The sequence below is a fragment of the Pseudobacillus wudalianchiensis genome, assembly GCF_001685015.1.
In the GTDB taxonomy this organism is placed as follows: Bacteria; Bacillota; Bacilli; order Bacillales; family Domibacillaceae; genus Pseudobacillus; species Pseudobacillus wudalianchiensis.
The window spans coordinates 145,283-167,945 of sequence record NZ_MAYT01000031.1 but is presented as its reverse complement, the minus strand read 5'-3'; the positions used below and the strand labels follow the sequence as shown (position 1 = coordinate 167,945).

Genomic DNA, 22,663 nt, shown 5'->3' with positions numbered 1-22,663 from the left:
TCTGTTTAGTGCATCAACATGATCCATACTAGCAAAGCAGATCGCCTAGTTTTTCAGTTAGCTTCATATTCTCACTGTAATCTACCGGACAGTCGATCAATACAGGCTTTTTTAGGGAAATTGCCTCTTCAATAGCCGGCTTCAGCTGTTCAGCTTTTTTTATTTCGATTGCTTCAAACCCGTATGACTTGGCCAGCTGGATAAAGTCCGGATTGCCGAACTTAATGTTCGATGATCGTTTGAATTTTTTAAGCTGCTTCCACTCTATTAACCCGTATCCACCGTCTCTCCAAAGCAAAATAACAATCGGCAAATTTAATCTCTTAGCCGTTTCCAGTTCAGCACTGGACATTTGGAGCGAGCCATCCCCGCATATCGCCACCACATTACGATCCGGATAGACCATCTTAGCGGCGATCGCTCCAGGAACAGACACTCCCATGGAGGCTAATCCATTTGAGATTAAGCATGTATTTGGCTCATACGTATGATACATTCGCGCTATCCACATTTTGTGAGCGCCAACATCAGAAATTAGAATATCTTCTTCACCTAAAGCTGACCGCACATCCGAAAGAATTTTTTGTGGTTTTACAGGGAAAGCTTGGCTGTCTTTATATTCTTCTAATTCAGCCAGTGCCTCCTGACGAACTTCTAAAACCCAGCCATTATTTCTTTCTGTGAATGATAGAGCAGAGCTTAGTTCTTTTAAATTCTCATCGATATTCCCAAGCACATTTAATTTCACAGGATAACAAGCGTCCGTTTCTGCTTCCTGTGTGTCGATATGCAAAATAGGCACAGCTCCATCGGGGTTCCAATTTTCTGGAGGATATTCAGCCATATCAAATCCTATAGCGATGATTAAATCCGCTTTTGTAAATCCACATGTAATGTAATCTTTCCCCGCCATGCCTGCTGTTAACAGGCTGAGTTCGTTGTTCCAAGGCAAGGCGCCTTTCCCCATAAAGGTGTGAACAACTGGAATAGATGTTTTTTCAACGAACGTGCGTAAGCTGGCTGCCGCATTTCCTCTTGCAATTCCATTTCCAGCTAGAATAAGCGGATGCTCTGCTTGTTCTATCAAATTAACCGCTTCTCTAATAACCCGTTCACTCGCTTCTGCTAAAGTATGGTCCATCAGATTTAACGGTGCTTCGTCTACCTCCATGCCAGCAATATCTTCTGGAAGATCAATATGGGTTGCCCCTGACTTTTCCTGAGTAGCGACTCTAAATGCTTTCCGGACAACCTCTGGAACGATTTCTCCTGTCTTGATTTGGGTGTTCCACTTCGTAACAGGCTTGTATACAGAAACTAAATCGTAATATTGATGGGACTCTTTATGCTGGCGATCCAGGCCTGCCTGTCCGGTTATCGCTACCAATGGGCAATGATCCATATTGGCGTTGGCCACACCGGTCAATAGGTTCGTAGCTCCTGGCCCCAATGTTGACAAACAGACACCCGGCTTGCCTGTAAGTCTTCCATACGTACCAGCCATAAATGCTGCACTTGCCTCATGCCTCGTAACAATAAATTCAATACTTGAATCAAGAAGTGCATCCATGATATCCAAATTTTCTTCCCCTGGCACACCAAAAATATAGTCAACTCCTTCATTTTCAAGGCACTTCACAACTAATTCAGCTACCTTCATTTGCCACACCCTTTTCGATTTATTCATCCTTCAGCTTAAGTATGCATCTCTCAATCCAATAATAGACTTGTGATATGACCAATCACTGTTGGATACTAAACTTAATTCCCCTTTTCCACGATGGCGGTTGAATAAACGGAAAGAGAAGAATCTTTAAACAGCTCTTTTACACGAGAGAATCTGTTACTATTGAAGAAAAGGAGGCGTTTTAATGAGACTTATTTCTATTTGTCCAAGTAATACAGAAGTAATAGAATTTCTCGGTTTAACTTCTCAGCTTATCGGTGTGGATGATTATTCTGACTGGCCGGCTGACGTTCGTCACTTGCCTCGGCTCGGTCCTGATCTTGATATTGATATGGGGAAAGTGGAAGCTCTGCAGCCGGATTTAGTCATTGCCTCATTAAGTGTTCCAGGCATGGAGAAAAATGTAGAAAAATTGCAAGCCCGAGGTATTCCTCATATTGTCACTAACCCGCAGTCATTAGCGGATATTGGAGAATCAATTGAAGAAATAGGAAAAGCATGCGGCGTTTCAGAACAAGGAAAACTGGGTGCTGAGCGTTATCGGACGCAGCTGGCACAATTTCACTCGCTTGCTTCGTCGATTGAGAAACGCCCTTCCCTTTATTGGGAATGGTGGCCTAAACCTGTTTTTACCCCTGGGAAAGTGAATTGGCTAACAGAAATGAGCGAGCTGGCTGGCGCTTATAATGTATTTGCCGATCAAGACACAGCTAATTTCCAAACTGATTGGGAAGACGTAAAAAAGAGAAATCCGGACTTTATTTTGCTTTCTTGGGTAGGAGTTCAAACTGAAAAGATCAATCCGGCTATTGTATTGAAGCGGCCGGGATGGGGAGAACTTACAGCCGTGAAAGAGCAGCGCATAGCTGTAATGGAGGAAAAATTTTTCTGCCGGCCATCGCCACGCCTCATCATTGGCTTAGAGAAGCTAGCGAAAATGGTTCATCCGGAGGCATTTCAATCTCTTAAACTAGATTCTCTCTTTCTCGAAAAGGGCAGTTTGGTAAATAATAAAGAACCAAGTTTGAATGAAAAATTACAATTTTGAATCATAATATAGCCCTATTTGATCATAAAATAATTGTATTTGAAAAACAAAAAACGGCCGCTCAATCGGCCGTTAAAACATTTGGTATCCTTTTTGACGCAAGACCCTCATCGTGACACCAGATGTCAGCGCACCGATAAAACCACTTGCTAGAATAATAATATCTGGCAGCTTTAAAGAAACTGCTCTCGTTCCTAACGTATTAAATGCTTCACTTGCATTAAAAATATAGTCAAATGTGCTGATTCCATCCACAATTGCAATCGTCACCAGCGGATAAAGAATCGCCATAATCCAAGTCATTCGAAGCAGCATATTCAGCAAAAATCCGATGCCAAAAAAAAGCACGAAAAACAGCAAAACCGAAACAAGTAAAACGGCTACATGCATTTCTGTTTCCCCCCTAAATCACTATTGAATAGTGTACTCAATTCTACCTAAAACGTCAACCATACGAGTTGGGGTCAGTCCCCGGCACGTTAAAGCTGTTCTTCCTTTGATATGAGTTTAAGCGAAAAAGGAGATTGATTGGCTAGGAGGAACATGATATATTATCTGAAAATTCTATTAATTAGGAGGCGTTTTATGTCTGTTCAAACAAAAACAAAGCCATGTAGTTATTGTGGAGGCCAAGGCTATTTTCAACTTTTATTAGGCGGTTCAGAGACGTGCCCGAGCTGCAAAGGCAAACAGCAAGTGGAAACAAAATAAAAACCAGCTGGAAGCTGCCTTTAGAGTGTAAGCAAAGTCTATTGTCCATGTTGCAAGCTAGTTGAAAACGTTTGGCTTTCGAATCGCAGTACCTCGCGAAGATTGGAGTAACTACAAGAGGGCCATGAGCACCACGGTAAGGAAACAACGAATAAAGCGGATGTTTATCAACAGCATGAGAGGCCAGCTTTTAGCTGGCCTCTCTCATTATATCCTTAAATAAAGTTAAATTTACCTTTTTTAAGTACAAGTGATGGACCGCCGATCATAAGTAAAGCACGGTTGTCGATCATTTTCTTCATAAAGGAAGCTTTAGTACCTGTTAGTTTTTTGCCGAAGACCACGCCAATCGCATCATCATCGCCTAAAGAACATACAGTTCCTTTAATGTCTGGCTTGAACGTTTCTAACTCTCCCTCGCTGCCGCGAACAAGTTTCACGATATTGCGAGCACACACTTCTCCTTGCTGCATAGCAATTTGAGCTGTTGGAGGATATGGACGATTGATTTCTTCATTAATAACGAGTGAAGAATCACCGATAACGAAAATATTATCATGGCCTGGAGCGCGTAGGTCAGGATTTACTTTCACGCGAGCGCGCATATTATCAATTCCTGCTTTTTCAATAATGCTGTTTCCGCGAACCCCTGCTGCCCAGATAACTGTGCCTGCTTTGATTTCTTCGATATCGTCGCCTTTAGCCACTTTAATGCCATCTTCTGTAGCTTCTTTAATCGCTGTACCAATTTTGAATTCAACGCCTTTTTTCTCAAGCTGAGCTACAGCGTACTGAACAAGCTCAGGATCGAATCCAGGAAGAACCATTGGTGCGGCTTCTACGCAGTAAATACGTACTTTTGCATAATCAATGTCGTATTCGCGGCAAAGCTCAGGTACACGGTTAACAAGCTCACCAAGAAACTCGATGCCTGTGAAACCCGCACCGCCGACAACGATTGTTAAGCGCTCTTCTTGTTTTTCTAACTCTGTTGCATATGTAGCAAATTGATAATCAATATGCTCACGGATTTGGCGAGCTGCGTTTACGTTGGAAATCGTGAAGGCATATTCTTTTAGGCCTTGAATGCCAAATGTTTCTGATTCGCCGCCTAGCGCAAATACTAAGTAGTCATAGTCAATCTCGCCAGTATTTAAAATGACTTTCTTTTCATCCGTTTTAATGTCCTGTACTTCCGCACGGATGAATTCTACTTTGCTGCGGTTGATGACATTGTTAATGTCATAACGAACACGATCATGGTGAAGCGTGCCTGCAGATGCTTCATGCAGCCAAGTTGTTTCATAGTGGTAATCATTCTTATTTACAAGAACGATATCTGCTTCCTCTTGTCCTAATGCTTTTTGAAGCCGAGTAACTGTCATTAATCCGCCGTAACCTGCACCTAGAACAACAATTTTTGTTTTTCTCATACTGTTCCCTGCCACCTTCTGCACATATTTTGCGATTATTTCGCTTGAATATTTAGTAGTCTGCCACTTGTTCGTTGAAAATGTGATTTTTTTCACGAATAGTTGTAAAAAAACACAATAGAAATTGTCATGAAGTTTTAACAAAGGCATATCTACCTCAATAATATTCTTTTTATAATGGTTTTTCAACCCATTTAACCGATTTCATTTAATTGCTTTTCAGTATAGTAACTTCCGTTTTTTTTACCTTTATAAGGGTACACTATTTAATAAATGTCTTTAAGAAAAGGGTGATCTTTTTGAACGTACTCGTTATCGGCGCAGGAGGATTAACCGGTAAAAAAATTGTCAAGCAGCTAGCTGAAAGCAATCAGCATCTCGTTCGAGCTATGATCCGCAAAGCAGAACAGACAGATGAAATGGAAAGGTTAGGTGCAAAGGCGATTCTAGCTGATTTAGAACAAGACTTTAGCTTTGCCTTAAATGATGTCAATGCTGTTATTTTTGCAGCAGGTTCCGGTTCATCTACCGGTCATGACAAAACGATTGCAGTTGATCAGGAAGGCGCCAAGAAAACAGTGGATTTCGCAAAGGAAAAAGGAATTGAACGCTTTATCATGCTTAGTTCGATGGGAGCCGATACAATAGAAGAAGCACCGGCCTCTCTCGTACCTTATTTAGAAGCAAAAAAGGCCGCAGATGAATATTTAATTAAAAGCGGTTTAAATTTTACAATCGTACGCCCTGGCGGATTAACGGATGACCCTGGCACAGGGATGATTGAATTAGCTACACGCTTCTCTCCGATGGGCGGCACGATTCCACGTGAAGATGTGGCCCATGTACTTGTTGAATCATTGACAATGAAGGAAACGGAAGGAAAAGTATTCGAAATTATTAGCGGCTACACCCCCATAAACAAAGCGTTAACTAGAATATAAGAATGAGCAAAAAAATCAGCCGCTTGATTAAATGAAAGATAACCATTTACAGGATAGTTAGTCCGTTAGACGACTAACTATCCTTTTTATTTACCTAAAAGATCAATGGGGTAAAAATGATAAGAAAACAAGCGGGAATATTGTATGAAGGGGGAAAAGGATTGCGAAAAAACAAATTATTATTCCTTTCATAATTCTTGTATTGTTAGGATATGGGGTCTATTGGGCTTTTTTTGATATGAACCGGTTACCAAAGGGAGAATTCATTTCGGAGGCGGAGTCTCCTAACGGAGAGTATACAGTGAAAGCCTATATGACGAGCGGAGGAGCTACTGCAGATTTTGCTGTCCGCGGAGAATTACATTTCAACACGGAGAATAGAAAGCCGAAAAGTATTTATTGGAATCATCATGAGGAACAGGCTGTTATTAAATGGACCGATGAAGATACAGTCCTCACTAATCATCATAAACTAAATGTTCCCCATGAAGTGTTTGATTATCGGCACACCCGCAAAAGCAGCAAACGCTAGCTCTGTTTAATCCTATAAGCAGGTTCTTTTCATTGATGTCAAAATAGCTTCAATAATTCCAGCGAAAATGGCCGGCTATAGGAGAGTCATAAGAGGTTAATTTAATTTCCGAGGCAAAAGGCGGTGTATTGTGAATGAAGTAAGGGACTCCATCTTTTGTTCGTTTATCAGAAATAATGCCAATGTGGTCTGGACCATCCAAATAAACCACAATGTCTCCTGGCTGCCATTCTGCTAGGTTCTCCCGATCACCCGGAACAATGTCAGTCGTTAAAGACTGTGCAAGTCGTTGAAAAAAGACATGTTGATTAGGAACCCTTCGAAAATCAATATTAGGATCGGGTTTCTCTTTCGCCCGCGGATATAGATGAGGATGACGTTGAATATCCTGATCCATTAAATCTTTTAACTTAATATGAGCTCCCATGAACCCTCTCCATATAATATCCGTGCACACCCCTTCTCCGTCTGGCGGGTATCCTCCTTCGTAATAGGCACTTTTGTACACCGTTCGATTTTCTGCTTCTTTTCTAGCTGCCTGTACTACGTCAATCGGATCTGCCACACCATTATCATTTCGATCAACCCGTGCATACTTTTCCTCTACGGTTATCTTCTTGATGAATAAACTGTTTAGATGAATACCCGCCATATCCAATATCAGCCCATTTCTAAATAAAGCCGAAAAAAGCATTCCACCTATGGCTATCATGATAAGAGAAATGATGAAAACTTTTTTAACGTTCATTTTCATTCCCCCGTAGCATAACAGCGACTAAAAATTGAGCCGACGCTATTTTACGCAAGTGACTTGCCCTTTTGTCATTTGGATCAGCTCTTCTGGTGTTAATTGAAATACGGCTTTAGGATGTCCGGCAGCAGCCCAAATTTTCTGATACTGAAATAAATCTTCATCAATGAGAGTCAAAATTGGTTTTACATGTCCTAAAGGCGGCACACCGCCAATGACGAATCCGGTATGCTCCCGAACAAAATCAGCATCTGCTTTTCCTAGTTTTTCATTTAGATAGGTTCCGATATGCTTTTCATTAATTCGATTGATTCCGCTGGCGACAACTAATAAAGGTTGATTCGATCTTTTAAGATTGAAAATAATAGACTTTGCAATATGGGCAACCTCACAGCCAATAGCATCAGCAGCTTCTTGTGCAGTCCGGGCACTATCCGGCAATTCTATCACTTTATTTGTATGGCCCATTTCTATTAATTTATTTTGAAACTGCTGCGCACTCTCTTTCAGTAACATATCCAAGTTGTCCCCCTTTATTTATGTATACACTCCACAAAATAATTCCTTATGAACGATCAATCTCCTTCTTTTATTTTAAAGCCATAAAAAACGACCTCTTTTAACGATTTTTGTATCCCGTTAAAAGAAGTCGATATTCATCAACTTAAACCGCTTTACCTGCGACTATTTTACTCAAGCTTTTCTTTCTCATACATAAAACAATCACTTATACCTGTATCATCCTAATATTAACAATTCTCCGGCTTGCCCGCATTTACTGCTGTACGGAAGGAAGAACCACAGCCGCAGGAAGCGATCGCATTCGGATTGTCGATCGTAAATCCGCCGCCCATTAAAGATTGTTTATAGTCAATGACTGTTCCATTCAAAATTGGTGCACTTTCTGGATCAACAGCAATATCAATTCCGTGTTGATTAAGCTTAATGTCGTCTTCCTTAATGTCACGGTCAAATCCCATGCCATAAGATAAACCACTGCATCCTCCACCATGCACTGTCACACGCAGAGTAGCTCCTTCTTCTTCGTTTTGCTTCATCATTTCTTTTATCTGAAAAGCAGCTGCTTCTGTAACTTTCACTACTTCTTGTTCTTGCAAGGGGACCCCTCCATTCTTTTGTTCTTACTATTAGTATATACGTGAAAAAACACCTTCTCAACCAATTCGCTTCTAGCCGTCATTAAAAATTCATCAAAAAGTTCTATAGGCGTAGTTCTTTTTACATAAAAACGGTATAATTAACAATAACATCATAAGTAGAACGACTTATATTTTTAGTCAGGAGGCAGTTAATATGGAAAACCTTTCTCCTCTTTACGCAAAACAAGAAACATGTCCTCTATGTGAGCAAAAATTTTCGTCCATGAAATTGAGAAATCGCTTTGCTAAAGTTGTAGGACAGGACACAGATTTAAAACCGAATTATGAAGATCCTACATTGAATCCGTCACTTTACAACGTAAAAGTCTGTCCACAATGCGGCTATTCTTTTACAGATGATTTCTCTAAATATTTTGCCCCTGGTACAAAGAATATTTTAAAAGAAAAAATCACAGACAACTGGGTTTCCCAAGATTACGGTCAATCTAGGACGGTTCATGAAGCGATCAATAGTTATAAGCTAGCCTTCTATTCCGGTTTTCTAAAAAAAGAAAAACACTTAACTCTAGCAGGATTAGCTCTCCGTATCGCCTGGTTTTACCGGGACTTAGCGGCAAGAGAAGAAGAACAGCGTTTTCTCGCAGTAGCAGCCGAGCAGTATGAACAAGCTTATTTAAATGAAGATTTGACTTTAACGCCTATGTCAGATGTCAAGGTCATGTATCTGCTGGCAGAGTTACATGTACGGCTTGGTCATGGAAACGAAGCTGTAAAGTACTTCTCTAAAGTACTCGAAAAACAGCGCGGCTCTAGAGAAAAGCACATCATCGAAATGGCAAGAGATCGCTGGTATGAATTGCGTGATGAGATGAAAAAAAGTGAAGCAAGCGCCGTTTAATTTAAAGCAAACATGGAAAATAAAAAAGAAGGAGCTTCTGAACAACCATCTGTTCAAGCCTCCTTCTTTTTTGATTAGAACATTGGATTCTCTTCCAAATATTCATATATATTGTCAACCAGCTCTTCTGGTGTCTCTCCGTCTACGGGCTCTCCGTTGACTAGTGCGTACAAGCCTTCGGCACATCTTGTACAATAACCGAGACAGCCATATTCAATTACATCAAGGTTAGAATCTCGCTCTAATATTTCAAGCGCTTTTTGCGCACCATTCGCTAAATTGCTGATGCAAAACTCAATAATCGGTTTCATCCTTTGTTCACCTCTGCTTTTTATTTTACTATCCTTTCCTTTCCGAGAAAAGCAGAAAACTTTAAAACGAAAATCTCTCAACTCAGTTGTGAAAAACGCTGTATTTAGATATACTCAGGGTGGCAGATAAAAAAGTTGTGATTACTTTCACAATCGATTGAAAAACCCTAAAGTTTCAATACATATTGTACAGAAAGGAAAATCCAGATGAAGAATTTAGTATTGCTTGGCGGCGGTTATGGCAACATGCGTGTGTTGCTCAGGCTGCTTCCAAACCAATTGCCTGAAGATGTCACCATTACATTAGTAGATAAGTTTCCATACCACTCTTTAAAAACCGAGTACTATGCTTTAGCAGCCGGAACGATCTCTGACCAGGAGGTACGTGTTAGTTTTCCTGAGCACTCTCGCTTGAACTTGCTGTTTGGTGAAGTAACAAGTGTTGATTTAGAAAACAAGCAAGTTTTCATTAAGGATAAAGAGCCTCTTGCCTATGATGACCTTGTGATTGGGCTTGGCTGTGAAGACACTTACCATAATGTGCCTGGGGCTGCAGAATATACACACAGCATCCAATCGATTGATAAGTCAAGAAAGACCTACCAAACGCTGTCCAACATGCCAGCTGGCTCAAAAGTGGGCATTGTCGGAGCCGGGCTAAGCGGAATTGAATTGGCTAGTGAGCTTCGCGAAAGCCGCCCAGATCTTGAAATCATTTTATTTGACCGCGGCCACCGTATTTTGAAGGATTTCCCGGAACGTTTAAGTAAATACATTCATAAATGGTTCGTTGACCACGGAGTAGAAGTGGTTAATAACGCAAACATCACAAAAGTTGAGCCGCATACAATCTATAATCATGACGAGGCCTACCCAATGAATGCAGTGGTCTGGACAGCTGGTATCCAGCCAAACCACGTTGTTCGTGAGATGCCGGTCGAAAAAGACCGCTCCGGCCGTGTGAAGCTCTCCCAATATCATAACCTGCCGAACGACGAGCATGTCTATGTTGTCGGCGACTGCGCCAGCCTTCCGCACGCTCCAAGCGCTCAGCTGGCTGAAGAACAAGCAGAACAAATTGTTCAAGTTCTCTTAAAACGCTGGAAAGGTGAACCTCTTCCAGAAGAACTGCCGGAAATTAAACTAAAAGGCATCCTCGGTTCATTAGGTAAAAAGCAAGGCTTCGGCTTTGTAGCTGACCGAGCCATCACAGGCCGTGTAGCCCGCTTCTTAAAGTCAGGTGTACTTTGGATGTATCGCTATCATAACGGATAATATTAATTTTAGAACTATCGCGATAGGTTGAATATATTGCGGTAGTTCTTTTTTATATTTGCCACTTTTTCATTATAATCCTTTCCTCTTTTGGACATAATAAGGGTGTTTATTTGTGTGAAAGGGGACAGAAAGGATGATAAAAAGAAATAGACCAGGCCCTGTTGCTTTTAAGCGCAGTGATGTCGGCAAGCTAATCAGCCAATGTAGTGAATCGGCAGATTTTATGAGCTTTAAGTTAGATGAAGATTCCCCTTTTTATATTTCTTATTTTCAAACACTAGTAGACCAGAATATAGTTCATCAAGATGTCCTTAGTATTCTAAAAGGAAGTAAATTTACTTCTTTAGAAGAAATAAAAGATGCCGTTCATGTAGAAAATATCATGCTTACAACTGATGTTTCCTCCATTCAACAAAGAGTAATGCTCGGAAATATTCTTATTTACAAACAGGAAGCACAGCCCTCCTGCCTGCTTATTTCGGCTTCTAAGATGGAAAAGCGTCAAATTTCTATTCCTGAAACTGAATATTCCGTCGTTGGACCGAAAGAAGCATTTGTAGAATCTCTAGATACTAATATCAATCTTATTAGGAAAAGGATTCCTATACCTGACTTTCAAGTAAAAGAATTAACTGTCGGCAAACTATCTAAAACCCGGGTAGCTGTTGCCTATATTAAAGGAATTGCCGATGAAGAAAACGTTAATACTGTTATCCAGCGCATTAACGATATTAACTATGATCAACTTATCGATACCTCTTTTATTAGCCAAATGATCGCTGATAACGGCAATTCTCCTTTTCCCCAACTGGTGGATACAGAACGCCCTGATCGGACGGCAAGCGTGTTAATGGAAGGGAAGGTAGCAATTCTTGTGGACGGTTCCCCTAGTGCCTTAACTGGTCCTACTGCACTTGTTGAGTTTTTCTCGGCGTATGAAGACTATCTCATTGTCTGGAGCTTAGGTTCAGTTTTTCGGTTAATCCGTTTATTTGCGGTTACTTTTTCTGTTTTATCAACCCCTTTGTATGTTGCCATCTTAACTTACCATTACGAGGTAATCCCACAGGACTTGTTGACTGCATTAGTGTCCTCAAGGGGAGGCATTCCGTTCCCTCCAATTCTAGAGGCTATTGTGCTGGAATTGACCATTGAATTGCTCAGGGAAGCGGGAGCCCGTCTGCCAACAAAAGTTGGCCAGACAATTGGTATCGTGGGAGGTATTGTCATTGGAACAGCTGCTGTGCAAGCCGGTTTAACGAGTAATGTACTACTTATCGTTGTCGCCCTAAGTGCCTTAGCTTCTTTTACAACACCTGTCTATCAAGTGAGCAATGCTATTCGGCTAATTCGTTTTCCTTTTTTGCTCTTTGCCCAGCTTCTCGGACTCTTAGGGGTGGCAGTATGTTCTGCTATGGTCCTAGCTCATTTGTTTAAATTAACATCACTTGGTCGTCCTTTTTTGGAGCCGGTTTATCCACTGCGCCTGACAGATATGAAGGACGCGCTCGTTCGTTTGCCTTTTAATAGACAAGCAACACGTCCGCTATTCATGCACCCCCAAAATGTTCTAAAACTTCAACAGCACTCTTCACAAAAGGATTCTAAGGATATTGATGAATAGTTTTCAATGGAGGTGGTTGCATGCTGCCGTTGCCGTCTGAAGATAAGAAAGTTTCTCCCTATCTTGCTTTTTATATTGTCCATAGCATGCAACTGGGAGTAGTTGTTTTCAGCTTCGCACGTACTATTGTAAAAGAAGCTGGCCACGATGCTTGGATTTCTGTTTTGATTGCGGGGGCAGCTATCCATCTTATTTTATGGATGACTTATCAAATTGTTATCAAAGGAAATAATGACATAACCGTTATCCATCGAGAGCTATTCGGGAAATGGCTAGGAGGATTGTTAACCTTATTACTAGCCACTTATTTAATGGTTATATTTGTTGTTATAATGCGGGCTTATATTGAAGTTATTCAAGTCTGGATGTTCCCCGAATTGCAAACATGGTATATGGGAATCCTTTTATCTATCCTTGTCTACCTTTATGTGATGGGGGGGTTTCGGGTTATTGTCGGTTTATGTTTACTCAGCTTCTTTTTTACTATCCCTTTGCTGCTTTCATTGCTCTTTCCGCTGGCAAATGCTCAATTTTCTTATTTACTTCCGGTTATGGAGCATTCAACAATAGAGATCCTTGAGGGGACAAAACAAATGGCCATCATCTTTTCCGGATTTGAAGTGATTCTTTTTTGTTATCCTTTTATAAAACAAGGACAGCGTTCTCACAAGTGGGCTCAATTCGGCACTGCTTTTACAACATTTGTTTATTTAGCTGCCACAATGGTTCCCATTGTATATTTCAGTGAAGGTCAATTGGAAAAAACAATCTGGCCTACTTTAACCTTGTGGAAAATTGTTGATTTCCCTTTTCTTGAAAGGTTTGAATATGTTGGGGTTTCCATCTGGTTGTTTGTCATGCTGCCAAACTTGTGTCTGTATTTGTGGGCTGCCACTCGTGCATTGAAGCAATTGTTTTCTATCCAGCAAAGAAAGATGGTTATGCCTCTTCTCTTTCTCACTGTTTTTGCCTCCACTCTTATTGAAAATGGGATTCAAATTAGGCAATTTAATACCTTTGTGGACTGGATAAGCTTTTATATCGTTTTTGCTTATGTTCCTTTTGTTTATCTTTATCAATTAATTAGTAAAAAAATGAGGCGAAGCGAATGAAAAAAGCTTTATTCTGGACTGTTATTGCTGCTATTTTACTCTTTAATTATAATTTGGAGACAAAAGTACTGGAAGACATTCAGATTATTACAGCTACGGGTTATGATTATGTAGATAAAGATACGTTAAGAGGAACAACAGATGCCCCTTTTTATCCTCAAGGCCAAGATGTGAAGCCCATTAACGCTTCTTTTACAGCGTCCGGGCATACGATCCATAATATTAGACAGCAGAACCAACGAGAAGCCCAAAGAAATCTAGGAGCGGGCCGTTTGCAAAGCTTTTTAATTAACAAAGAAGTAGCCAAGCATGGAGTCAAACATCTGATTGATCCTCTTGGCCGCAGCACGTATATTGGAAGGGATATTAAGCTTGCTGTCGTTGATGGCAGCACAGAAAAGCTCTTGACTGCTGACTATTCCAATTCCCAAGTTACTTCCCGCTATCTCTCAGATTTACTTGAAGAAAGCATCAGCCGGCTGGCCCCAGAAACGGAACTGCACACTTTCTTAGCACAGCTCGACGGATTTGGCCAAGAACCGTTCTTGCCTATTATTAAGCAGCGAGACGACCACATCCGCTATATGGGCCTGGCACTTTTTAAGGATGACAAATATGTAGACGAACTCTCCGTTCAGGACGGCTATACTTTTAAAATGCTTCATGAGAAATTTAAGCATGGAATATATGAAATTAAATACAAAAATGCCTACATCGCGATCGAAAATCTTCAATCTAAAGTGCAATACAGTGTATCAGGCACAGCGGCAAAACCACGAGTGACCATTTATGTCACCTTGAGAGGAAAGGTCCAGGAAGGTTACGGACTTACCTTACATACGAAAGCAAAAGTCCATGCTGTTGAAAAAGAATGGAGAAAAGAGATGACAACAAAGGCAGAAAAATTAATCCGCAAGCTGCAGACATTACGAACAGATTCCCTTGGTGTTGGCGAGAGGGTGCGAAGTCATTTCCGCCATTTCCCTAAATCTTCATGGGAAAATCTTTATCCGAATGTTCCCATTCACGTTGAAGTAGAAACAAATATTGTGAATACAGGTATTATCGAATAAAAAAAGACATCCGGGAAACCCGGATGTCTTAAAATGTTATTAAAGGCCTAAAGAAATATATTTAATTTCTAAATATTCGTCAATTCCGAAATGGCTGCCTTCACGGCCAAGGCCGCTCTCTTTATAACCGCCAAATGGAGCTTGGGCAACGGACGGAAGGCCGTCGTTCAAGCCGATAATGCCGTATTCAAGCCCTTCTGCAATTGTAATGGCTTCAGTGATGTTTTCGCTGAATACGTAAGCAGCCAAGCCATATGGTGAGTTATTAGCACGCTCGATCACTTCTTCTGTCGTTTTATACGTAGCGATTGGCGCAAGCGGGCCAAATGTTTCTTCATTCATACACAGCATGTCATCTGTAACGTTTGTGACAACTGTTGGCTCAAGGAAATAACCATTTGCTCCTTCAACTGTGCTGCCGCCCGCAATCACTTTAGCACCTTTTTGTTTAGCATCTTCGATTTGGCTCACTACTTTATCGACTGCCTGCTCATCAATTAAAGGACCAATCGTTACGCCTTCTTCTAATCCGTTTCCTACTTTTAACTTCGCAACTTCTTGCTTAAATGCTTCCGCAAATTCTGCTTCGACGGCCTCATGTACATAGACTCTATTCGCACATACGCATGTTTGGCCAGCATTACGATATTTAGAAGCGATTAAGTTCTGAGCTGCTTTCTCAATATTAGCGTTAGCCGTTACGATAAAAGGTGCGTGGCCGCCAAGCTCAAGAGAAATTTTCTTTACTGTATCAGCTGCTCCGCGCATTAATGTTTTCCCGACTTCTGTAGAACCAGTGAACGATACTTTCCGTACACGGCCATCCTTCATCCACGCTTCACTAATTTGACGTGCGCTTCCAGTTACAATGTTGATAACACCTTTAGGAATTCCAGCTTCCTCTGCTAGTTCTACAAGACGAATCGCTGTTAGAGGAGTTTGAGTAGCAGGCTTGATCATCGCTGTACAGCCAGCCGCTAAAGCAGGGCCTACTTTTCTTGTAATCATCGCCGCTGGGAAGTTCCATGGAGTGATGGCAGCGATAACCCCTACTGGCTCTTTTTGAACGAATAGACGCTTGTTCGGATGAGAAGCAGGAATTGTTTCGCCGTAAATGCGCTTTCCTTCTTCTGCATACCAAGAAATAAAGCTATTGGCATAGCTAACTTCGCCAATTGCTTCTGGCAGTGGCTTACCTTGTTCTTGTGTCATTAGCTTGCCGATTTCTTCTTTATTTGCATCAATCAAGTGATACCATTTCATTAAATAGTCAGCACGCTCATTAGCTGTTAGCTTTGACCAGCCTTTTAATGCTTCATAAGCTGCATCCGCTGCACGCTCTGCTTCTGCTGTGCCGCCATCTGGAATGGTTGCGATCACTTCTTTTGTAGCTGGATTGATGACTTCAATAGTTTTTTCTGCTTCTACCCACTCGCCATTAATATAAATCTTCCAGTTTTTCATTCTTTTCTCCTCCTCTTGTTCTATTAATCTCTTTCTTCTTCAATATACTTCCTGACCTTCCTTACGGCTGATGATTGACTGATCCCGAGCATTTTCGCAATTTTGTATGTTGATTTATCTTTGTTATAGGCCTGGACAATCATCTTTCTTTCCACTTCTTCAATCACTTCCGGAAGAGTCGTCCCTGCCTCCGTTATTTCCTGCTCCAACATATCGGTTGGCAGGTCATTTAGAGTAACGACTTCATCTCCTGTTACAACAAGCCGTTCTACCATGTTTTCAAGTTCTCGAATGTTTCCTTTCCATTCAAAACCGAGAAAAGCCTGCAGCACTTTCGGCGAGAAGCGGACATTACTTTCATATAATTGGTTAAAGTAATCTAAAAAATGGTAGGTGAGCGGAACGATGTCTTCTTTTCGTTCCCGGAGCGGCGGAACATGAATAGGCACAACATTGAGACGATAATATAAATCTCTGCGAAAACTGCCTCTGCCTACCATGTTTTTTAAATCTTTATTCGTGGCAGCAATAATACGGATATCCAAAGAAATGGGGCTCCGGCCGCCAACCGGACGAATTTGTTTTTCTTGCAAAACGTGCAGTAATTTTCCTTGAGCAGCAAGCGGCAGTTCTCCTACCTCATCTAAAAACAAAGTGCCATGATTGGATAATTCAATTAGCCCCTTTTTTCCTTCTCGAAAAGCACCGGTAAATGTTCCGCCTTCGTAGCCAAATAATTCGGATTCAATCAGCTGTTCTGGCAGCGCCGCACAGTTAATCTCGTTAAGCGGCTGATCCCGTCTATTGCTTAATTGATGAATGAGGCGAACGATCTTGCTTTTTCCGACACCTGTTTCACCAAGCAGTAGCACAGTTGAATTGACTCGGGCAATCTTGCGGACAAGAAGCATAATTTTATCCATCTGTTCACTTTTAGAGATAAGACCTTCGAATTCAAGCGGCTCTTTCAATTCTTTCTTATATGTAGCCAGTTCGTCTTCCATTTCTTCAATTTTATTGCGCAGCTGCATAAGCTCTGTTAAATCGCGCGAGTAACTGATCACACTTTTTAAAGAACCATCTGAATGAAAAACAGGCTTTGTGCGTACATGAAAGTAGCGGCCAGTATTCGAGACTTGAAACAGCTCTATCGGCTGTAAGCTTTCAATGACTTTTAAAGTAGCAGAGGGGTAAAAGATCCCCATCTTCTCCAAGTCCTTGACATGCTTGCCGACTAATCCGCCAGCTATCTGTTCATAGTTTTTTCTGCAGGTAGCATTGACGCGAATGACAACACCCTTTGCATCTGTTACTAAAATTTCATCAAAAGATGATTCAAAAATATCAAATAATTCGTCACGTACAGGATCATGAGATGGGTTCATGACAAGCTTCCTCTCGGGTAATAATTGCCTCCATTATAGCAAAAATTATCCCGAGAGATAAGCATGTCGTTTTTCCCTGTTAGAATTTATGCTTGAACAGCTAGTTGAGCAACGGCTGCTTCTAATGCGTCTTCTAAAATATCTAATCCTTCTTCTGCTTGCTCATCTGTAATAACAAGCGGCATTAAGAGACGCAATACGTTGCCGTAAGCTCCTGCACTCATTAACAGCAAGCCGCGATCGTTTGCTTCTTTAATAAGCAAGTTTGTTAGTTCTTTGTTAGGCTCTTTCGTTTGACGGTCTTTTACTAATTCCATTGCGCACATAGAGCCAAGTCCACGAACATCACCGACTTCTTCATACTTCTCAGCAAGCTGACGGAAACGGTTCACGACAGTCTCGCCCAATTTTGTTCCGCGCTCATTTAGGTTTTCTTCTTCAATAATATCAAGAACTGCTAGTCCGGCTGCACAAGCAAGCGGGCTTCCAGAATATGTTCCGCCAAGTTCTCCTGGAGTAGAAGCATCCATAATTTCCTTGCGGCCAATAACACCACTGATTGGCAATCCTGCTGCCATTGATTTTGAAACAGTGATTAAGTCAGGCACAACATCAAAGTGCTCAATACCGAAGTAGCGGCCAGTACGTGCAAAACCAGCTTGGATTTCATCTGCGATAAAGATAATGCCATGTTTTTGACACTCTTCATAAACAGCTTGAACAAAGCGCTTAGATGGAACGATAAATCCACCTTCACCTTGTACCGGCTCCATCACAACAGCGGCAATTGTTTCTGGTGCTGCATCGTTGATAAAGAAGTCACGGAATTGTTCAATAATCATATCTTCGTACTGCTCTTCTGTTACACCTTCTGGACGACGGTAAGCGTATGGATAAGGTGCTTTGTATACTTCTGGAGCGAATGGACCAAATTCATATTTATAAGGTTTTACTTTGCTTGTCATTGTCATTGTTAATAGTGTACGGCCATGGTACCCGCGGGAGAAGGAAACAACGCCTGGACGCTTCGTATACTTACGAGCGATTTTGACCGCGTTTTCTACTGCTTCCGCACCGCTGTTGAAAAAGATTACTTCTTTCTCATGGTCTCCAGGAGCAATCGCTGCTAACTTTTCTGCTAACTCAATATATGGCTCATACATCATTACGTTAAAGCCAGGATGAATATATTGATCAACTTGTTTGTGAAGTGCTTCTGTCACTTTTGGATGGCAGTGACCAACATTCATTACACCAATGGCACCAACAAAATCGATAAATGTATTGCCATCAACATCATGGATTAATGCGCCTTCCGCTTTTTCAGCAAAAGTCGGTACACCGTTTGATACGCCTTTTGGGACAGCATTTTGTCTTCTCTCTAATAATTTCTTTGCCTTTTCGCCTGGAAGGCTGCCGTTAACTTTCGCAAATTTTCTTGTCATGATGTTCTTACCCCTTTTCTAAAAAATAATTTCTACACTGATCTTATATGCAAAAAGCATGCCAACATTTAAAAAGGCGTTAATACTTACATTATTAAGAATAGACAGTCTTTTAGTAAGTCATGGATGACTTATTTAAGTCATCCATGACTTACTCATGAACAGCTGTGTACCCGTACTTCTCCATTTCAAGGTAAATCGTTTTTAACTTTGGATTTCCTTCTCCGACGATCTTATCCTCTAACAGCACAACAGGATAGAACATATCTTCCTCAATGACTCTTTCCGCAAATGCTTTTTTCTTCTCATCATCCGGTGGTGACTGGATATCTACATAGCTGATAGTAAACGGCTGGTTCGGATATTTTCTTGAAATAGCCGCTTCAAGCCACTCATACGTTTCTTTAGAAGACGGCAGATTTACGCAGCTCGGACAAAGCTGTTCTGTTCCATAAATGGTAATTTCGACTTTCTTTTCCATCATTCCTCCCCCTTCCCTTATTATCTTTATTTTAACGAAAAATTCATACTAAAGAAATAAGAATTCCCATTGATCAAATCTTTATCAATAGATGGATTTTTCTCATTATAATCATTATAATAAAAGAGAGAATGAGAAAGGAGTGTATCATAGTGGAAGAACAACAAATGGAAATGCAAGTACGAGAAGTATTAGATAAATTACGCCCATTTTTGCTTCGTGACGGCGGCGACTGTGAACTAGTAGACATAGAGGATGGCATTGTGAAACTTCGCCTTCTTGGCGCATGCGGATCATGCCCAAGCTCCACTATTACCCTTAAAGCGGGAATTGAGCGTGCCCTTTTAGAAGAAGTGCCGGGTGTCGTTGAAGTAGAGCAAGTATTTTAATCTAAGCGGTAAACAAGCTTTACATTTAGCTGATAAATAAAAAAGCAGAGATTCCAACATGTGGAGCCTCTGCTTTTTATGTATCTCTAATTAAGTAAAAGGATCGTTCGGGTTGTAAAATCTTCCCTGTTCTCTCACTGTAGCTGTTTCTATCTTCTATAGCTTAAAAAATCTTTGTTAACGAGGGTTTTGGGAGCCCGATCCGCAAAGATGGCCTCTAAGTTATCACAGCATGTTTCCATCATAGCAATCCGAGTTTCTTTCGTAGCGCTGCCAATGTGAGGTAAAGCAACCACGTTTTTCAATTGAAGAAGAGGATGATCTGCACCAATTGGTTCTTCATTAAATACATCAAGACCAGCCGCCGCAATATCCCCTGCTTGAAGTGCCTCATACAACGCTTCTTCATTCACAATCGGCCCTCGGCTTGCATTGATAAAAATAGCGTCTTTCTTCATTTTTTGGAATTGTTCACGCTGGAACATGCCTTTTGTTTCCTTTGTCAGCGGAGCAAGACAAACAACAAAATCAGCTTCCCCGAGCAATTCATCTAATGAGCAATAACGAGCGCCGAGCATTTCCTCGGCTACTTCATGGCGGTTACGGTTATGATAAATGATTTCCATATCAAAACCGGCAGCCCGTTTGGCAACGACTGTTCCTATTTTCCCCATACCAACAATACCGATTGTCTTATGATGAACATCTGTACCAGCTAAAAGCATGGGCGACCAGCTTTTCCACTCGCCTTGTTTCACAAACTCTGCTGCTTCAATCATCCGGCGGGCTGTCGCTAAGAGTAGGGCAAAGGCCAAATCAGCTGTTGTATCGGTCAATACATCCGGCGTATTGCAGATAGCTACATTATGACGGCTCGCTGAATCCAAATCAATGTTGTCATAACCAACAGCCATATTCGCAACGACTTTCAAATTCTTTCCTGCTGCAAATACTTCTTCATCCATACGGTCTGAAATTACCGTTAAAAGAGCATCTGCCTCTTGTACCTTTTCTAGCAACACTTCTCGAGGAACTTGCACGTCCTCCTTTGACCACATGTCGACTTCATAATTCTCCTTTAATCTTGCTACAATTTCTTCCGGAAGCTTTCGAGTTACATATACGAGCGGCTTCAAATCTCCACCTGCTTTCTTCTATTATTCACCTTTTCATTTTAGCATAATTCAGATAAATGCTCCTTTTTCGGCAAAAGATTATCTGAGCCAGCTAATAATCGGCATATTTAACTGATTAGCTGGCAGTCCTGCTTGCTCATAAAAGAACCCTAAAAACTGCTCATACTCATGTGAACTTGCCGTGTATTTCTTTAATATTTCTTCGTTTTCTTTTCTTCGGTGGAAGGAAGCAGCGGAAAAATAATTTTCTACGCAATCAAAATAATGGGCCGGAAATAATAGACGGGCATAAATCAATCGCCAGGAAAAGGAAGATAGCGGCCTAACTTGCTCGTACTGCCTAATAAAGTCCATAAAACGTGTACGGTAAAACAAAGAGCCTCTCCAATATTCAGACCGTATCCATTCCGCTATATCTCGTGCAGGATAATCAAATACCCAATTGAACGGCACATGAACAGCAGGCTCCCTTAACCAAGCCTGTTCATTAAATAAAGAATGACAAATAGTCCCTGAATCCCATTGTTGCGGGGGGGCATCAATATCCGTATCAGCTGCATACTGCAGGGCATTTTCTGTTAATCCCATATAATAAGGAAAGGCCTCCACGATCAGACGCGCAAAAGGATCGTCTTGTTCTCTTACTAACTGACTAACACCTTTTTCTAGATTTTCTAGCCGCTGCTCCCACTTTTCTCTCCATTTGCCTAATTCGCTTGCTGAGTTTATTTGAAAAGAAAGAGATTGACCCCTTAAATGAAAATGCGCCAGCTTTCTGCCAGTGACAGCTTTCATCGAAGATGGCCGCTTGCTTACAAGCACAACGAAATCTTTATTTTCTTCTGTTATTAAAAATCGGCCGTTTACAGCAGGCAAAAATACAGCCGTTCTCTTTTCCCCCTGCTGCACCATGTGCCGGGACATTTGATGAAGCTCATATAAATATTGTTGTTCCTTCTTGGTAACGTCCATAATATGATAAAGTAACCCATCTCTTTCATAACACATTGCTTCTGAGCGAAATGGTGCCCGTTCTGCCTGTATATTAAAATGCTTCATTAATATTTGCTTGCCATCCATTTGCTTTCCCTCCTCCTCTTCTTCATTTTCATTGAATAGTCTTTACAGCTTAAGGGTATATAGGTAACAGAGTACTTTTTTAATAAAAAAAAGGAATTTCTTTGTCTCACCTGGAATTCTTATTACAGGGAAAATATTCATTATTAACATATTAGAGAAAAAGGTGATCGTATGACTCTCGAAGACAAATCAGTAATGAGCATGTCCGAAAAAACGGCACGCCGCTGGCTCGGTGAAAGAGGAGTAACAGTAGATGATATCGCTGAGTTAGTAATGTTTTTGCAAAAAAAGTACCATCCCAATCTTGAAATAGAAGAATGTAAAAAAAATATAGAAAAAGTATTACAAAAGCGCGAGGTGCAAAATGCCATTTTAACGGGTATACAGCTCGACGTGCTGGCGGAGCAAGGCCAGCTCGATGAGCCGTTGCAATCTATCATTGCGAGCGATGAAAGCCTGTATGGTGTGGATGAAATTCTAGCGCTTGCCATTGTGAATGTCTATGGATCAATCGGCTTTACCAACTACGGATACATTGATAAGGTGAAGCCTGGCATTTTAGAGCACTTGAATGATAAATCTACTGGTAAGGTTCACACATTCCTCGATGATATCGTAGGCGCTATCGCAGCAGCTGCCTCTAGCCGTCTTGCTCATAAGGCGGCCAACACAGAATAACAAACAAACACCCGGTTTAGCCTCATGCTAAACCGGGTGTTTTGTGTCTTGTATCTTGTACAGATGATTCTTATTGATGTACCGA

24 protein-coding genes are annotated in these 22,663 nt (G+C 41.2%); 11 read left to right on the top strand and 13 right to left on the bottom strand.

What is annotated here, in order from left to right; all coding sequences use genetic code 11:
• Positions 1-28 precede the first annotated feature (28 nt).
• Positions 29-1,687 (bottom strand): acetolactate synthase large subunit, encoded by a 1,659-nt coding sequence (locus A8F95_RS20240; RefSeq protein WP_245671463.1) that lies wholly within the window; start codon positions 1,685-1,687, stop codon positions 29-31.
• 184 nt (positions 1,688-1,871) lie between these two features.
• Here A8F95_RS20240 and A8F95_RS20235 point away from each other — a divergent pair, with 184 nt between their 5' ends.
• Positions 1,872-2,735: a cobalamin-binding protein gene (locus A8F95_RS20235; RefSeq protein ID WP_065412204.1), complete on the top strand. Its 864-nt coding sequence runs from the start codon at positions 1,872-1,874 to the stop codon at positions 2,733-2,735.
• A gap of 72 nt (positions 2,736-2,807) precedes the next feature.
• Here A8F95_RS20235 and A8F95_RS20230 read toward each other — a convergent pair whose 3' ends face one another.
• Positions 2,808-3,125: a YuiB family protein gene (locus A8F95_RS20230; RefSeq protein ID WP_049664015.1), complete on the bottom strand. Its 318-nt coding sequence runs from the start codon at positions 3,123-3,125 to the stop codon at positions 2,808-2,810.
• Positions 3,126-3,320: 195 nt separating this feature from the next.
• Here A8F95_RS20230 and A8F95_RS22750 point away from each other — a divergent pair, with 195 nt between their 5' ends.
• A complete protein-coding gene (locus A8F95_RS22750) occupies positions 3,321-3,446 on the top strand; it encodes a YuiA family protein (RefSeq protein WP_176713773.1) in 126 nt (41 codons plus the stop codon).
• A 215-nt stretch (positions 3,447-3,661) separates the two neighbouring features.
• Here A8F95_RS22750 and A8F95_RS20225 read toward each other — a convergent pair whose 3' ends face one another.
• Complete coding sequence (locus tag A8F95_RS20225; protein WP_065412203.1) at positions 3,662-4,879, bottom strand: NAD(P)/FAD-dependent oxidoreductase; 1,218 nt, start codon at positions 4,877-4,879, stop codon at positions 3,662-3,664.
• A 299-nt stretch (positions 4,880-5,178) separates the two neighbouring features.
• On the opposite strand from A8F95_RS20225, the gene A8F95_RS20220 reads away from it, so the two are divergent.
• Positions 5,179-5,820 carry an SDR family oxidoreductase gene (locus A8F95_RS20220; RefSeq protein WP_065412202.1) on the top strand — a complete coding sequence of 214 codons (642 nt, stop codon included), beginning with the start codon at positions 5,179-5,181 and terminating at the stop codon, positions 5,818-5,820.
• Between the two features lie 160 nt (positions 5,821-5,980).
• Positions 5,981-6,352, top strand: a complete 372-nt coding sequence (locus tag A8F95_RS20215; protein WP_065412201.1) for a DUF5412 family protein — start codon at positions 5,981-5,983, stop codon at positions 6,350-6,352.
• A gap of 49 nt (positions 6,353-6,401) precedes the next feature.
• Here the strand turns inward: A8F95_RS20215 and A8F95_RS20210 are convergent, their stop codons facing one another.
• The 3 genes from A8F95_RS20210 to A8F95_RS20200 form a co-directional block, all read right to left on the bottom strand.
• Positions 6,402-7,100 (bottom strand): DUF1287 domain-containing protein, encoded by a 699-nt coding sequence (locus tag A8F95_RS20210; protein ID WP_245671458.1) that lies wholly within the window; start codon positions 7,098-7,100, stop codon positions 6,402-6,404.
• Between the two features lie 45 nt (positions 7,101-7,145).
• Positions 7,146-7,619 carry a YbaK/EbsC family protein gene (locus A8F95_RS20205; protein WP_065412199.1) on the bottom strand — a complete coding sequence of 158 codons (474 nt, stop codon included), beginning with the start codon at positions 7,617-7,619 and terminating at the stop codon, positions 7,146-7,148.
• Positions 7,620-7,852: 233 nt separating this feature from the next.
• A complete protein-coding gene (locus A8F95_RS20200; protein ID WP_077247472.1) occupies positions 7,853-8,221 on the bottom strand; it encodes a HesB/IscA family protein in 369 nt (122 codons plus the stop codon).
• 196 nt (positions 8,222-8,417) lie between these two features.
• Between A8F95_RS20200 and A8F95_RS20195 the strand changes: the two genes are divergently transcribed.
• Entirely contained in the window at positions 8,418-9,122 is a 705-nt protein-coding gene (locus A8F95_RS20195) for a DUF2225 domain-containing protein (RefSeq protein WP_065412198.1), read from the top strand.
• 74 nt (positions 9,123-9,196) lie between these two features.
• Here the strand turns inward: A8F95_RS20195 and A8F95_RS20190 are convergent, their stop codons facing one another.
• Positions 9,197-9,433, bottom strand: a complete 237-nt coding sequence (locus tag A8F95_RS20190; RefSeq protein WP_049664029.1) for a YuzB family protein — start codon at positions 9,431-9,433, stop codon at positions 9,197-9,199.
• A gap of 207 nt (positions 9,434-9,640) precedes the next feature.
• Here A8F95_RS20190 and A8F95_RS20185 point away from each other — a divergent pair, with 207 nt between their 5' ends.
• The 4 genes from A8F95_RS20185 (at position 9,641) to A8F95_RS20170 (ending at position 14,520) form a co-directional block, all read left to right on the top strand.
• Positions 9,641-10,708, top strand: coding sequence for an NAD(P)/FAD-dependent oxidoreductase (locus A8F95_RS20185; RefSeq protein ID WP_049664031.1), 1,068 nt, complete (start codon positions 9,641-9,643; stop codon positions 10,706-10,708).
• A 136-nt stretch (positions 10,709-10,844) separates the two neighbouring features.
• On the top strand, positions 10,845-12,335 hold the full coding sequence (locus tag A8F95_RS20180) for a spore germination protein (RefSeq protein ID WP_065412197.1): 1,491 nt from the start codon (positions 10,845-10,847) through the stop codon (positions 12,333-12,335).
• Positions 12,336-12,355: 20 nt separating this feature from the next.
• On the top strand, positions 12,356-13,447 hold the full coding sequence (locus A8F95_RS20175; RefSeq protein ID WP_065412196.1) for a GerAB/ArcD/ProY family transporter: 1,092 nt from the start codon (positions 12,356-12,358) through the stop codon (positions 13,445-13,447).
• A complete protein-coding gene (locus tag A8F95_RS20170) occupies positions 13,444-14,520 on the top strand; it encodes a Ger(x)C family spore germination protein (protein ID WP_065412195.1) in 1,077 nt (358 codons plus the stop codon). The genes A8F95_RS20175 and A8F95_RS20170 overlap by 4 nt, the downstream gene beginning before the upstream one ends.
• A gap of 39 nt (positions 14,521-14,559) precedes the next feature.
• Here the strand turns inward: A8F95_RS20170 and A8F95_RS20165 are convergent, their stop codons facing one another.
• The 4 genes from A8F95_RS20165 to A8F95_RS20150 form a co-directional block, all read right to left on the bottom strand.
• Complete coding sequence (locus tag A8F95_RS20165; RefSeq protein WP_425415041.1) at positions 14,560-15,969, bottom strand: NAD-dependent succinate-semialdehyde dehydrogenase; 1,410 nt, start codon at positions 15,967-15,969, stop codon at positions 14,560-14,562.
• A 38-nt stretch (positions 15,970-16,007) separates the two neighbouring features.
• Positions 16,008-17,369, bottom strand: coding sequence for a sigma-54 interaction domain-containing protein (locus tag A8F95_RS20160; protein WP_065412193.1), 1,362 nt, complete (start codon positions 17,367-17,369; stop codon positions 16,008-16,010).
• An 86-nt stretch (positions 17,370-17,455) separates the two neighbouring features.
• A complete protein-coding gene (gene gabT, locus A8F95_RS20155) occupies positions 17,456-18,817 on the bottom strand; it encodes a 4-aminobutyrate--2-oxoglutarate transaminase (protein WP_176713778.1) in 1,362 nt (453 codons plus the stop codon).
• 148 nt (positions 18,818-18,965) lie between these two features.
• On the bottom strand, positions 18,966-19,298 hold the full coding sequence (locus tag A8F95_RS20150; protein WP_176713772.1) for a YuzD family protein: 333 nt from the start codon (positions 19,296-19,298) through the stop codon (positions 18,966-18,968).
• Positions 19,299-19,462: 164 nt separating this feature from the next.
• On the opposite strand from A8F95_RS20150, the gene A8F95_RS20145 reads away from it, so the two are divergent.
• A complete protein-coding gene (locus A8F95_RS20145) occupies positions 19,463-19,684 on the top strand; it encodes a NifU family protein (RefSeq protein ID WP_425415039.1) in 222 nt (73 codons plus the stop codon).
• A 149-nt stretch (positions 19,685-19,833) separates the two neighbouring features.
• Here A8F95_RS20145 and A8F95_RS20140 read toward each other — a convergent pair whose 3' ends face one another.
• On the bottom strand, positions 19,834-20,820 hold the full coding sequence (locus tag A8F95_RS20140; RefSeq protein WP_065412191.1) for a 2-hydroxyacid dehydrogenase: 987 nt from the start codon (positions 20,818-20,820) through the stop codon (positions 19,834-19,836).
• 78 nt (positions 20,821-20,898) lie between these two features.
• Positions 20,899-21,900 (bottom strand): spore coat putative kinase YutH, encoded by a 1,002-nt coding sequence (gene yutH / locus A8F95_RS20135; protein ID WP_065412190.1) that lies wholly within the window; start codon positions 21,898-21,900, stop codon positions 20,899-20,901.
• A 195-nt stretch (positions 21,901-22,095) separates the two neighbouring features.
• Between yutH and A8F95_RS20130 the strand changes: the two genes are divergently transcribed.
• On the top strand, positions 22,096-22,578 hold the full coding sequence (locus A8F95_RS20130; RefSeq protein ID WP_425415038.1) for a phosphatidylglycerophosphatase A family protein: 483 nt from the start codon (positions 22,096-22,098) through the stop codon (positions 22,576-22,578).
• The last annotated feature ends 85 nt before the right edge of the window (positions 22,579-22,663 follow it).